The following is a 13,559-nucleotide window of genomic DNA, read 5'->3' on the forward strand; positions in this document are numbered from 1 at the left end:
AAAAAAGCCCCTGACGAAAGAGGGCTTGTACGCACTTTTCCGCAGGGTTGAGCTTAATTCCTAATTAACATAAAAATTACGACCAGCTGCCAAAATCAAGTCTACGTCCGGTCTCGACCAAGGTTTTAATATTACTCAGAACCTGCCACCAGGCGTTGATACTGCCAGCATATGAAGGATCATCAGGATGCCATTCATCGTGGATAAGCGTAAGCTTAGTAGTTCCACCCACCGGTTCAAGCAGCCAAGATATACGCGATTCATATCTTTCTGTACCCTTATGATAGGAGGGGCCGACCTTATGCGTGAAACGAAACGCTTTTTGTGGAGTGAACTCCAGCAGAGTCCCATATACATGTATCGTTTCATCGCCATCTGCACCGGGACCAACATATTCCAGCAATTCACCTTCTTTAAAAGTGGATTGGATTACGCTCCCGTAGTAAATCTGTTTAGTACCTTCGGGAGAGATCAAAGTCTCCCATACCTGCTCAGGTGTTCCGCCAATATAAAATTCATAGTGAAGTTCTTTCATTCCTTATTCCTCCTTGGTTTGTACAATCATTTATTCCCTTAGACTTATTTACACTATACAAAAGGATCACTGACAACTACGGTCAGTGATCCTAAAATAATCATTTTAAGTTTTATAATAAGCTGCCAGATCGGTAGCTATAGCGGACAGCTTTTGTTTCAGAGCTAAAGGCTCTAGGATTCGTAGTGTTGATCCATAAGGCAACAAGAAGTAAGGCGCATAAGTCAGTAAGGAGGTCTCATCGACTTGAAAACGGGCTTGTCCGTCAATGCGCTGCACCAGCGCATGTCCAAACAGCCAATGACTGCATAGATCGTTCAGGATTCCTTCATCGGCGGCGATGACTACTGCTATGAGTTTCTCTGGAGTATTTGGTGTGGGCAGCAAGCTTTTTAACAAAAAATCACGTGCAGAGAAGTCAGCAGGACGGGCAAACAGAGCTTCTGTGCGGTGCAGTTCAGTTATTCTATCGACTCGGAAAGACCGAATTTCTTGCCTCTGATGGCAATAAGCAACGGTGTACCATTGCCCTTTCCACAGGACAAGTCCATAAGGATCAATAGCGCGGGAAGAAATCGTCTCCCCGTTTCCCTTCCGATATTCCATCTGGAGGGTATGTCCGTTCGCCGTCGCTAATTCAAGCTCTTGCAGTAGGTGGGGAAGCGGCGCAGCAGGGGAGTGGATGGTTTCTATCCCGCTCTCATGACGCTCCATCTGTTCTAATTGCTGCGCATTGCTGTACCGTTTCAGTTTGGCGATTGCTTGATCTAGAGCTTCTACATAAGGATATCCAGTTCCCCGCGCAAAGGAGGCGGCTTGCAGGAGGGAACGTTGTTCGTCGGAGTCAAAGAATAACGGGACCTCGGAAAAATGCTCCGGAAGGCTATAGCCACCACCAGGTCCACTATCCGCGATAATGGGTACGCCACTGATGCATAACGCGTCGATGTAACGATAGACAGAGCGGACACTGATCTCTAGCGCTTCTGCTAGTTCCCCGGCGGTTCTTCCCCGTTGCTTGAGCATCCAGAGAATGGATAACATGTGATCAGCCTTGGACATAAATCAGGAACCTCCTTGCCTCATTAATTAGTAATAGTTTACTAACTATAGCAAATTGCCTATTGATCAGCTAGAGAACCTTTTGGTGCTGCCATAAGTTCCAAGCCGCGAAGTACATCCAGGGTTACGATTCTTTTCAACATGGTGTTACACCATTATTTTCTTGAGACTATGAATGTACCGTGATCTCGCAATAAGGAAATAGATAGTTTGCACAACCAGAAATACAGCAGATGTAGTAAGCACGGGCACAGTTACATTTGTGATATTAATCTGTTTCAGTATCGGGCGTATCACGACAAGGGTCTGAATGGTGGCAATAATAATCGGAATATAGAAAAGCACAGAAATCTGTTTGGTAGCAGAAGCTGACATTTCTTTAGTACTTAAACCGATTTTGGACAAAGCATTATACATTTGCTTATCTGTATTGAGCTCAGTATGAAGCTTAAAAAAGAGAAAGCTGGCTGATGAAAGCGAGAAGATCAGTGCGATAAAAATCCCTATAAAGCTAAGCATGGCGGCCCCTTGTTTGGTAGATAGATAGCTGTCTGCTCGCGATCCCAGTATAGAGCTGTATTGATGGTTAGCCTTGTTAGCGGCTTTATTCCATTGGATAAGGTCTCTGGTGACAACAGCTTCAGCTGAGCTGTCATTAGGTGTAGGACCGTCCCATGCAGGGATTTTGTATAGATATTTCACATAAGGTCTCGTGTACTTCTCTGTTGAATTAGAAATCTTATGATATAAGTTGTCATCTACGATTAGAAGTGAGGTGGCCATTGGATCTACTGGATGCACCTTTGGTGTTCGTAATTCTTTTAACATCAGTTCCTCATCTTTTTGAACCTTCAAATGAATCGCTCGATTAGCAGCATAATTCTGTGAATCCATATGTGGGTTCAGCAGTAATACAGCTTCTTTTTCAGACAAGGGTCCAACCTCGGATACATCCATCTGTAAGCCCAGTTGATTGAACTGTGAGCGGGAGATCAGATCAATTCCAAGTATTATTTCCTTATCGATTCCTTGAATGGAAGCAGAGATTAGATCTACTTTATTCTCTGTATACTCGACTTTAGCATTCTTTAATTTAGTGTGAATGGGCTCTAAATCTGGTGCTTCATCCTTCGGATCATAAATCGTATAACTCACAGCGAATGGGGATTTTTTATAGAGGTCTGAGTTCGCTTGATTAATCGATAAAAGAATTCCCGAAGCCATGCAGGCAAGCGAGGTAACCACAGTTACAAGGAACAGCATTCTTGCATTGTCTTTAATCTTATAACTCATCTCGGAAATCCACAGCAGATTGGTCCCGCGCCACAACTGTTTGCGTCTTAGTTTTAGTAGGCGAATGCCCAATACAGATAACTGAGAGTAGAAAAAGTAGGTTCCAGCGATACCTGTGACAGCGGCGACTAACAGTGAGGACGGGGACAATTGCTTCCGAATCGCGAGAGCGCCGACGGTCAACAGTAGAAGCCCAAAGAGCGAGAACAACAAGGAGACACGGGGTTCTTTTTTAGGTTTAACATTTCCCTTAAGCAGTTCAAGAACTTGATGTTTACGAATGAACAATAATGTGAAGATCGAAATGACTAGAAATAATGAAATGAAAGAGATAGAAGTAATCATTAACGCCTTCATTGGCCAATAAAAGGGTAGTGGCTCCATGCCCATAATTGTCGTGCTTAGCAGCAAGAATAACTTGGATAAAAGCATGCCGAAAGACACACCTGTTACTATAGAGAGCAGTCCGATCAGCATGTTTTCTATAAGAATCAGCTTGTTGATCTGGCCAGGGCGTGCGCCTAAAATCATCAGTATGCCGAACTCCAGATTACGCATTTTCAGAAACGCACTAATCGAATATAGTACGAAAAAGAACGCAAAGATAAACACAATGTAAGAAGCAATTTGCATGCCGGAGGCTGAATTCGCACCCAGCGCGATGTTCGTAATACTAGGGTGATAAATAAAGACTGAATAAGAGAAAAAGATCATGACCATAAAAGCACTGCTTAAGAAAAAAGCAAAATAAGCGCGCGAATTACGGCGTACATTATTAAACGCGAATTGAGGAAAGTTCATGACTATTCCCTCCCCAGAACGAAAGTGTGTCGATAATCTTTTGGAAGAAGGCCTGACGGTTATCTCCCCGGTGAATTTCCGCTGCTAGTTTGCCGTCTTTTATAAAAACAATTCGGTTGCAGTAGCTCGCTGCCAGTGGATCATGTGTTACGAGCATTAGCGTGGTGCCTTCTTTGTGATTAATATCCTCCAGCGATTCCATCACCATCCGCGAAGAATTGGAGTCAAGCGCACCCGTAGGCTCATCGGCCAATATAATCGAAGGAGAGGTGATGATCGCCCGGGCAATTGCGGTCCGCTGACGTTGTCCCCCTGAAATTTCATAGGTGCGTTTGCTCAGAATATCGGTAATGTTTAAGCGTTCAGCGACTCTTTGAAGCAAGATTTCCATCTGTGAGAGCTTACGGTTATCCAAAGTCAGGGGCAGCACAATATTTTCGGCGACGGTTAACGTCTCAAGCAGGTTGAAGTCCTGAAACACAAAGCCTAGCTGTTTTCGGCGAAAGTGAGCGAGCTCTTTTTTATTCAAAAGATAAGGGTTGCTGCCATTGATATTCACTTCGCCAGAGGACGGCTGGTCGATTGTGGATACCATATTGAGCAGTGTTGTTTTACCGCTACCAGACGGTCCCATAATTCCGACAAATTCACCTTTTTCAATATTAAGATGAATATCGGTGAGGGCTTGGGTCACTATTTTGCCGGGGTATACCTTATGAAGTCCTTTGACTTCCAATACGTTCATATCATTCATTCCTTCCAATACAAAAATGATTTCATCCGCCTTATTCGGGGAACGGGTTATGTATATAATTTATAAGATCGAGAGATTAGCTGCTATGGATTTACCTTAAGGTTTCCTTACAGAGACGTTAAGGTTATGTTCGCCTTTCTCCTTGTGGAGAATGGGTTGAGAGATAAGTAGCCTATAAAGAAGAAGGAGGCTTCAAAGCCATGAATAATGACGACGAAGTCCCCTCAATATTATTTCTGTAGATGATCACTGTTGCTAAAAATAAGTCGCACACGGGTTCCTTTCCCGAGCCGGGACTGAATATCCACCTTGTGTTCGAGCCTGTTGCAAATCTCCCGGACGAGATACAGCCCCATCCCTGTCGATTCATGATAATGTCGTCCGCGGTCACCCGTAAAGTAGGGATTAAAGACCCGCTTCAGATCCTCAGGAGAAATGCCGATCCCTTGATCGGTAATATCCAGAATCGTGTCGGTGCCTACACGCTGAGCTGAGAGGGTAACGGTCTTGCCAGTACCGGAGGTATAGTTTACGGCATTGGTTAAGATTTGGGCCAGCATAAACATTAACCATTTAGCATCGCTATATACCGCGAGATTGTCATCCACCTGTACATCTACTTTTATACCCCGGCGTATGAATAGTCTGCGATTTTCGGCTACCGCCTCACTAACGGTTTTGCGCAGAAGTAACGGTTCAACTTGAAAATCATTTTCAAATCGGTCAAGTCTTGAAGTGTAGATAACCATCTCCAGCCCTCCGCGCAGACGTTCCAGTTCCTCCTGAATACTTGCGGCAGCCTCCTCTTCAAGATCCTTTAGCGTAAGCTGAATTACAGAGAGCGGGGTCTTCATTTGATGAACCCAGCGATTCATGAATACGATATGTTGATCCATCTGGCGCGCATGCGCATTCACTTGCTCCTGATACTGGCGGTCAATCAGCTGCAATAACTCATGGATAGCTTCTGAAAGAGGAGTGTCTCCTAAGGAAACAAGATGTTTTTGGAGCATGTCCATAGGTTCGCTTAATGCTGCATACAATCTCCGGTGCTGAACGTATCGGTAGCCTAGATATAGCAATAGAACTACGGTACTCAAGGCGATTCCATAAAGCATGATAGAGATCGGTCTGTTCTCACCAGACAGCCAATACAGCAAAGGGATAAGCAGCATCTGAAGCAGATAGAATAGGATCAGTGAGATCTGGTCTCTCCAAAAAAGCCTCATGGCGTATCCTTAGAAACATTAAGCCGATAGCCAGCGCCTCTTACGGTTTCCACAATGTCGCCAAGACCGAGATCCTTGAGCTTTTTGCGGACACGGGTTATGTAGACATTTAATGTATTGTCATCTATGAAATGCTGATCCTTCCACATGAGATCGAGCAGACGCTCCCGGTTAACCACTCGTCCTTCCTTAAGCAGTAAAGCTTCCAGTAGAACCGCTTCCTTCTGGGTTAGCTCACTCGTGTGCCCGTCGTATTGGATCATATATCGTTCAGGATAGAGGATTAAACCTCCAGATTGGAGTTTATGCTCTTCTTGAGTCTGTGAGTATGAACCGTATGCTCTACGTATGTGGCTGCGGATTTTGGCAAGTACAACCTCATAGTGAAAAGGCTTAGTGACATAATCGTCCCCGCCATTCTCAAGCGCCATCACCTGATCCATTCCACTATCCCGTGCAGAAATGAACAGAATCGGGCAGAGTGAGAGGGTACGAATCTGGCGGCACCAGTAGAACCCATCGTATTTAGGCAGATTGACGTCCAGTAAGATAAGGTCAGCCGAGCTTTCATTAAAAGTCTCCAGTACCCTGTTGAAATCTTCTACAATAATTGTATGGAACCCATATTTCGATAGGTACGTGCTCAGCAAGCTTGCCAGCTTGGCATCGTCCTCTATGATTAGAATCGTCTCCATATTTTCACTCCTTTGTTCAGTTATACAGTAACATGGACAAGGAAAATTATGCAAAAAGAGTACTCTTATTCGTGGTCAACGTAAGAATCTAGCTAGATTTACCGAAGGGAAATTTGGCTGATCTAAGCCTAGCTGATCTAGCTCTAGCTGATCTAGCTCTAGCTTATCTAGCCTAGCTCTAGCTGATCTAGCCTAGCTGGCCTAGCTCTAGCTGATCTAGCTTTAGCTGAACTAGCTTTAGCTGATCTAGCTTTAGCTGATCTAGCTCTAAGCAATCCAGATTTCGCTCAAGCGGATTATCCAGACTTAATTGCACTTTGTACACTTATTTCTGCGTAGATAGTCCCTAGAAGCCGTTTAGTTGCACTTCGTGCAGCTAAAAAGGGTGAATTCGGTGCAATTAAAGGAAAACCGGAAATTTAACTGCACGAAATACAACTAACTATTTTTTTAAGTAACATTCTGAGGAAATAGTTGCACTAAATGCAGTTAACGGATGTGAGGAGCTCATAATTATCGCTTGAGAAAGCTTGATCAGTGACTATTTCCTCCCGAAGAAGATCGCCCACTCCAAAGCTTTCTCTAAATGCACTTTGTACACTTATTTCTGCGTAGATAGTCCTTAGAAGCCATTTAATTGCACTCTGTGCAACTAAAAAGGGTAAACTGGGTGCAATTAAAGGAAAACCAGAAATTTAACTGCACGAAATACAACTAACTATTTTTTTAAGTAACATTCTGAGGAAATAGTTGCACTAAATGCAGTTAACGGATGTGAGGAGCTCATAATTATCGCTTGAAAAAGCTTGATCAGTGACTATTTCCTCCGGAAGAAGATCGCCCACTCCAAAACTTTCTCTAATTGCACTTTGTACACTTATTTCTCCGTAAATAGTCCCTAGAATCCATTTAATTGCTCTCTGTGCAACTAAAAAGGGTAAACTGGGTGCAATTAAAGGAAAACCAGAAATTTAACTGCACGAAATACAACTAACTATCTTTTGAAGGAGTATTCTGAGGAATAGTTGCACTAAATGCAGTTAACGGATGCGTGGAGCTCATAATTATCGCTTGAGAAAGCTTGATCAGTGACTATTTCCTCCGGAAGAAGATCGCCCACTCCAAAACTTACTCTAATTGCACTTTGTACACTTATTTCTGCGTAGTTGGTCATTATAAGCCATTTAATTGCACTTCGTGCAACTATAAAGGGTGAATCTAGTGGAATTAAAGGAAAACCAGAAATTTAACTGCACGAAATACAACTAACTATTTTTTTAAGTAACATTCTGAGGAAATAGTTGCACTAAATGCAGTTAACGGATGTGAGGAGCTCATAATTATCGCTTGAAAAAGCTTGATCAGTGACTATTTCCTCCGGAAGAAGATCGCCCACTCCAAAACTTTCTCTAATTGCACTTTGTACACTTATTTCTCCGTAAATAGTCCCTAGAATCCATTTAATTGCACTTCGTGCAACTAAAAAGGGTGAATCTAGTGCAATTAAAGGAAAACCAGAAATTTAACTGCACGAAATACAACTAACTATCTTTTTAAGTAACTTTCTGAGGAATAGTTGCACTAAATGCAGTTAACGGATGTGAGGAGCTCATAATTTTCACTCAAGAAATGTTTGTTTTGTGAACGTACGGATCATATTCGGTAGTATAAAATAATAATAACTAATTATGATATATGCTTCATTTTGCTTCCCCCTTAATATGAAATTTAAGAGAGGGGCGTGGAAAATGAACTTTAATTTTAGAAGCTACCGTTCTGAAGATCTGCTAAAGGTACGTCATTTTCTTATACAAAGTTATAGTAAGCTAAAGACTCCAAATACCTGGCTTATAGACCGCTGGGAATTTGTTATTTTTTTTCAGGAGACGAGAAGTGGAACGCTGGAGCAGTGGGAACAAAAAGTGGGCTTATGGGAGTATGACAATGGAGAGCTTGCAGCTGTAGTGTGCAGGGACGATGGGTTCTATTTTCAGTGTGCTGAGATGAATCCTCCGGAAAAATTACTTGAAGAAATGTTTGCTTTTGCTGAACAAAAAGCTGAGGAAGAGAACGGTGGTTACGTAGAGCTGTATGTGCCAATACCGGAGAATATGACCTCTGCGGCGGAGGTTGCTCGTAAGAGGGGGTATCATCAAACGGGTGGTAAGGAAAGCGTAAACTCCTTGCGATTGGATAAGGAATTTCCTGTGGAGCTCCCCTCTGGCTTTAGAATATGCAGCGGGGATGAGATCGAGGTTACTGCAAAAGCGCTTGGACATATCATGGCCTTCGACTATGCAGAAACGGCGGAGGCAGAGCTCACGCTGCTGCATTATGGGAATATGAGTAACGCTCCAAGCTATAATCCGCAGCTCGATCTTAGCGTTGTGAATGACGCGGGCGAAGTGGTTTCCTTTTGTAATATTTTTTGGGACAGCAGCAATAGAATTGGTGCTCTGGAGCCTGTAGGCACATCCATTAATTATCGAAAGCTGGGACTGGGACGGGCGGTTCTACACGAAGGATTTAACCGTTTAAAACAACTCGGAGCTAGTAAAGTTTACGTAGGTTCGATGCAGCCTTTCTACGAGAAATTGGGCTTTACTACAGAAGTTTGGTTGCAGGTGTGGGAATATTCAGGTCACACAGATTAAGTTGCACCGGCTGCCCCTAACATTGGATCTGTCAGCAGTATCTAAACTGGCAACGTTTTATGAAAAATCCCCTTGATGGGTAAGTCATCAAGGGGATTTTTGGGTTTGAGCTCGGCAATCATATGCTGCAAAGTAATCTCATACGTCGCACAGCAATCATACCGCTATAGCAATTATGCGCTGCAAACTGCCTCAGATTGCACTTTGTACAATAGAATCATGTATTCTTAGTAGCCGTAGCCGTAGCCGTAGCCGTAGCCGTAGCCGAAGCCGAAGCCGAAGCCGAAGCCGAAGCGTGGCTGAGCCAAGCCAAATCACGAAGCACAGCACTCGCAACTAGCCGTCTGGCCAAGAGATTTTATTGATATTTGACTACAATTGCATTGCTGATCTGACGCCCAGGGGACGTAAGATATTTGCCGTTGTAGTAGAGCCCGCTGGATGCACCACCATCCAGATTCATGGCTTGATACGCTCCAGCTTGCTTCATCATTTCTGCCAGCTGTGGGATGGTGGCTCCACCAGTGGTCAGTAGAATGAGCTTATGGTCACGTGTTAATCCGAGCGCGCTGCGGGCTCCGCCGCCGGTTAAGATTTTCGGATCCTTGAAGCCTTCTGCCGCGACATTAAGGGATACCTTACCGTTCACAAGAAGACGCGGGCCGGCTTGAAGAGCTCCTTCCATGGAGCCGGAAGCGAAGCGGCTTGTGAAATCCAGCCCAGGAATCAGTGACGCCAGATGGTTGCTGTCATAGGTAAAAATCGTCCGGCGATCCCCGGAGCTATTTTTAAGCATTTTTCCGCCGCTGACAATGTAACCGTATGGAGCTTTGTATGCTCCTTTTGTATAGGCATCAAAAAATGTTCCGTTAATCGCAACTACGGCATTATTACGTTTAGCCAGACTGCTTAGGTCCTCCACTTTTCCGACCGTATTTCCAGCCAGTACGACATCAAGTTTCACCTTAGGATGCAGCAGGGACACTGTAACCGTCTGGGCTTTGAAGGATCTGCCGCCAACTTTGAAGGTTTTACTAGCGCTGACAACTGGTGAAGAATCCGCTTTGATTAGTGCGCCGGACTGTACAGGAACAGTGGTTGCAATATCATTACTCTTAAGGGTTAATGAAGAGGCTTCCTTATCCCAAGTTAATTGAATGCCAAGTGTTGTGCTGATAAAAGACAACGGGATATATACCGTGCCATTATCACTGAAAGCAAGATCAGTTAGTGTAACCGACTTTTCATTGACGAGCGCAGCGGTTTGACCTAATGTAAGCGTTATGGTGGTGTCTGCATTCGTAATGCTTATACGTTTTTCGTTAGGATTCCATACAGACTGTATACCAGTGAAGCTATTTAAGAGACGCAGTGGTATGTATGAATGGTTATTCTTGTCCACATAGACGGTGTTTTTAGGAACTGGTGTTGCACCAACAGTGGATGGGCAAGTGGCGACAAGCGGAACGAGCAGTAAGAAGGTAAGAAACAGAGTGGACCCTAGCTTTTTCATCATAAACAATTACTCCTTATCTTGTAGCTGTTGTAAAAAACGACAAGGTTTATTATACCTCATGTTCAAAAACTTGGATAACCTTTATTTTTAAATGTTCATAGGGTGAATCTGATAGAATATAGATTATATTATTTATATTAGCACTGAAATTGCACTGAGATTAGCACTATAACTAGCACCATAACCAGCATCACAACTGCCGCTAGACTCAATAGCTAAAAGGAGATTCTTATGACTACAATAGGTTTAATTCGCCATGGAAGTACCGCGTGGAATAAAGAAGGCAGAGTGCAAGGGCATACGGATAATTCATTGGATGCTGAAGGCCTGCAACAGGCACAACTACTGGCTGAACGTCTTAGCACAGAACAATGGGATTACATATATTCAAGTGATTTACTCAGAGCGCGGCAAACGGCAGAGGTTATTGCAGAAAGATTAGGCCTTGAGATCACGGGTTTAGCGCCGGGCATTCGAGAGATGTATGCGGGACTTATTGAAGGAACTACGCAGCAAGAGCGGATTGAACGATGGGGAACCGATTGGAAGACGTTAGATTTGGGTTTGGAAACTCCAGAAGCCAGCGAGCTCAGAGGCAGCGAAGTGATTGAAGAAATTGCGGCGAGACATCCAGGCAGCCATATTCTGATCGTTAGCCATGGTGCAATTTTACGCAGTAGCCTTAGAAGACTACTTCCAGAACTGGACGGCACAGTATTATTGAACAATACGTCAATTACGCGAATAACAAAATCCGAATCGGATGGCTCCTGGAACTGCGAGTTATATAATTGTGCGCGGCATTTGGAGAAAGAGTAAGTGTTCAGATAATGTTCAGAGCTTTTTTATATATTGGTATCGCAGTACAGTAAGCTAATTATTATTTGTAGTTCAGAAGGATGTGCGAATTAAAGGTGGTAGAGGTTCAGATTTATTTACAAACGTTAATGTCCATTATCATCGCAGGGGTTGTAGGTTATTTAGTATTGAGATTTTACCGGGATGTTGCTAGTAAGGAACCAAAACAAAGAGCAGTTTACACGGGCCTTTCCATTATAACTATCGTCGTTGGATTGTGGGCAATGCATCAGCTAGGCAAAAAATCCTTAGAAGAAACTATAGAGGTCAATGGGGGGATTTTCACTCCGTTATTGATATACGCGCTTACGATAGCTGTTTTAATGTTTTTGCTTACACGGCTGAACCTTGTTTTGGCGGAAAGAGAGCAGCTTAAGGAACTTGCCTATAAGGATGGCTTAACGGGGCTCTTAAACAAGAATGGAATGGATCACTTTTGGGATCGCTGCAAAGTAAATGAGCAACTAGCCGTATTGTTTATGGATTTGAACCGGTTCAAATCAATCAATGACAGCTTAGGACATCATGTGGGCGATTTACTGCTGCAAGAGGTGGGAGGAAGGTTAAGTCAATTCTCCAGCAAAAGAAAACGCCATATTTTCCGCATAGGCGGCGATGAATTTGTGATTGTAGCTAAAGGCTGCAATCAGAAGGAAGCGGAGCAGTTAGCGGTGCAGATTCTGGAGAAGACGACCAGACATTATCAGCTGGGAGAGCACAACCTCTTTGTATCTGCGAGCATAGGCATCAGCATTAGTCATGGCAAGGTGGATCATTTCAGGCTGCTGCACGAAGCAGATACAGCGATGTACACCGCCAAACAGCTGGGTACAGGTCGTTATTCAGTTTATAAAAATTAGTTTGTTAAGTGTAAAATATAAGCGTCAGCCCTGGACATAAATAGATGTCTAAGGCTGACGCTTTTTTTTAGGCTCCCGGTGTGTGAAACTTGTGGGGGACTTGCTTGCGTCCCTTCATCAAGAAGAGGCAGAGCAGGGCAACCGCCATACTAATCGCTGCTACATAGAACAGGATGGAGTAATCAAAAATATCAATCATTAGCCCCAGCAAAGGTGGCGAGCTGATCGCTGCCAGTGAAGAGACCAAATAATACATCCCTGTTCGAGTACCGATACTCTCCTCAGTTCCCGTTGCAACAACATAAGGATAAGAGTTGATGTTGATACAAGCCCAGAAGATTCCTCCTGTCAGGAGTAACGCTCGAAGCACCAGCAGGTCCTGTGCAAACCCAACAAGCGCAAAGACCGTCATCAGGCCACATACGCCGACGATAATGATCTTCTTTTTCCCGAATCGCCCACCCAGCCAACCGCTCGGAATAGCGAACAGCACAAAGGCAAGGGAGAAGAAGGTAAGGGAGAAGGAGGCTGCTTGTTCACTGAGGCCCAGATGGTTTTTTCCATACAATGTAAACAAGGTTTCGACCCCTTGATAAGCTACAAACCAGAAGAAAATCGCTGCCAGTAGAAAGACTGTAGTACGATCCAGCTGGCCGCGAAAGGAGACTCTGGAAGGCTTAACTATCGTCGTAGAAGGGCTCCCCGCTGTATCGGATAGAAGCGTAGGGCTTATATTCACACCATCCCGTTTTTCTTTGATGAAGCGCGATACGATAAACAGACATAACAGGGTAATCAGTCCAGCAACGAGAAATGGCAGCGCAGGATTTGATTTATAGAGGATCGAACCCACGCCGAAAGCCAGAATTGATCCGAATCCACCCATGAAATTAATTAATCCGTTAGCCTTTGTACGCTGCTCTTCAGGTGTTATGTCGGGCATGAGAGCGACGGTAGGGGAACGGTATAAACTCATGGCTAAATTCATCAGCATCATAAATAAAAGCAGTGTAAATAGTCCGGTATGAAACGGAATCAGCATAGTCAGCACGGCAGCGAAGGGCATACCGATCATAAGATAAGGCATTCTGCGTCCAAAACGCGAGGTCGTGCGGTCACTCCGATTGCCGATCCAAGGCTGCAAGAATAAGGCGAAGTAATTATCAATCGTCATCATGAAGCTGATTAGGGCTACACTATGTACATATTTTTCGAGGAAAAAAGGTACAAATGCGTTATACAGACTCCATGTAATGCTGATGCTGAAAAAGCCGAATCCGAGCAGCCAGACTTTTTTCACAC

The 13,559-nt window shown here is 44.0% G+C and carries 12 protein-coding genes; 3 read left to right on the forward strand and 9 right to left on the reverse strand.

Annotation, left to right across the window (positions count from 1 at the left end; translation table 11 throughout):
* Nucleotides 1-76: 76 nt before the first annotated feature.
* The 6 genes from NST58_RS05755 to NST58_RS05780 form a co-directional block, all read right to left on the reverse strand.
* Complete coding sequence (locus NST58_RS05755) at nt 77-535, reverse strand: SRPBCC domain-containing protein (protein ID WP_076303437.1); 459 nt, start codon at nt 533-535, stop codon at nt 77-79.
* Nucleotides 536-640: 105 nt separating this feature from the next.
* Nucleotides 641-1,597: a YafY family protein gene (locus NST58_RS05760; RefSeq protein WP_076280460.1), complete on the reverse strand. Its 957-nt coding sequence runs from the start codon at nt 1,595-1,597 to the stop codon at nt 641-643.
* 147 nt (nt 1,598-1,744) lie between these two features.
* Complete coding sequence (locus NST58_RS05765; protein ID WP_339246670.1) at nt 1,745-3,691, reverse strand: ABC transporter permease; 1,947 nt, start codon at nt 3,689-3,691, stop codon at nt 1,745-1,747.
* Nucleotides 3,666-4,436: an ABC transporter ATP-binding protein gene (locus NST58_RS05770; RefSeq protein WP_036679832.1), complete on the reverse strand. Its 771-nt coding sequence runs from the start codon at nt 4,434-4,436 to the stop codon at nt 3,666-3,668. The genes NST58_RS05765 and NST58_RS05770 overlap by 26 nt, the downstream gene beginning before the upstream one ends.
* 239 nt (nt 4,437-4,675) lie before the next feature.
* On the reverse strand, nt 4,676-5,674 hold the full coding sequence (locus tag NST58_RS05775) for a sensor histidine kinase (protein WP_076309217.1): 999 nt from the start codon (nt 5,672-5,674) through the stop codon (nt 4,676-4,678).
* The gene (locus NST58_RS05780; RefSeq protein ID WP_339246673.1) at nt 5,671-6,369 is read right to left on the reverse strand and encodes a response regulator transcription factor; all 699 of its coding nucleotides are present in this window, start codon (nt 6,367-6,369) and stop codon (nt 5,671-5,673) included. Before NST58_RS05780 ends, NST58_RS05775 begins: the two co-directional genes overlap by 4 nt.
* Before the next feature lie 1,748 nt (nt 6,370-8,117).
* Between NST58_RS05780 and NST58_RS05785 the strand changes: the two genes are divergently transcribed.
* Entirely contained in the window at nt 8,118-9,023 is a 906-nt protein-coding gene (locus NST58_RS05785) for a GNAT family N-acetyltransferase (RefSeq protein ID WP_076195194.1), read from the forward strand.
* A gap of 217 nt (nt 9,024-9,240) precedes the next feature.
* Here NST58_RS05785 and NST58_RS05790 read toward each other — a convergent pair whose 3' ends face one another.
* Together NST58_RS05790 and NST58_RS05795 are read right to left on the reverse strand one after the other, a co-directional pair.
* Nucleotides 9,241-9,375, reverse strand: coding sequence for a hypothetical protein (locus tag NST58_RS05790; RefSeq protein WP_339246674.1), 135 nt, complete (start codon nt 9,373-9,375; stop codon nt 9,241-9,243).
* Nucleotides 9,376-9,381: 6 nt separating this feature from the next.
* Nucleotides 9,382-10,536, reverse strand: a complete 1,155-nt coding sequence (locus NST58_RS05795; protein WP_076195197.1) for a phosphodiester glycosidase family protein — start codon at nt 10,534-10,536, stop codon at nt 9,382-9,384.
* Between the two features lie 234 nt (nt 10,537-10,770).
* On the opposite strand from NST58_RS05795, the gene NST58_RS05800 reads away from it, so the two are divergent.
* Entirely contained in the window at nt 10,771-11,358 is a 588-nt protein-coding gene (locus tag NST58_RS05800; RefSeq protein ID WP_038568983.1) for a histidine phosphatase family protein, read from the forward strand.
* 80 nt (nt 11,359-11,438) lie between these two features.
* The gene (locus tag NST58_RS05805; protein ID WP_081387703.1) at nt 11,439-12,257 is read left to right on the forward strand and encodes a GGDEF domain-containing protein; all 819 of its coding nucleotides are present in this window, start codon (nt 11,439-11,441) and stop codon (nt 12,255-12,257) included.
* A gap of 67 nt (nt 12,258-12,324) precedes the next feature.
* Here the strand turns inward: NST58_RS05805 and NST58_RS05810 are convergent, their stop codons facing one another.
* A complete protein-coding gene (locus NST58_RS05810) occupies nt 12,325-13,557 on the reverse strand; it encodes an SLC45 family MFS transporter (RefSeq protein ID WP_339246679.1) in 1,233 nt (410 codons plus the stop codon).
* Between the last annotated feature and the right edge of the window lie 2 nt (nt 13,558-13,559).

This window comes from Paenibacillus sp. FSL R10-2796, from assembly GCF_037965315.1.
Taxonomy (GTDB): Bacteria; Bacillota; Bacilli; order Paenibacillales; family Paenibacillaceae; genus Paenibacillus_AQ; species Paenibacillus_AQ odorifer.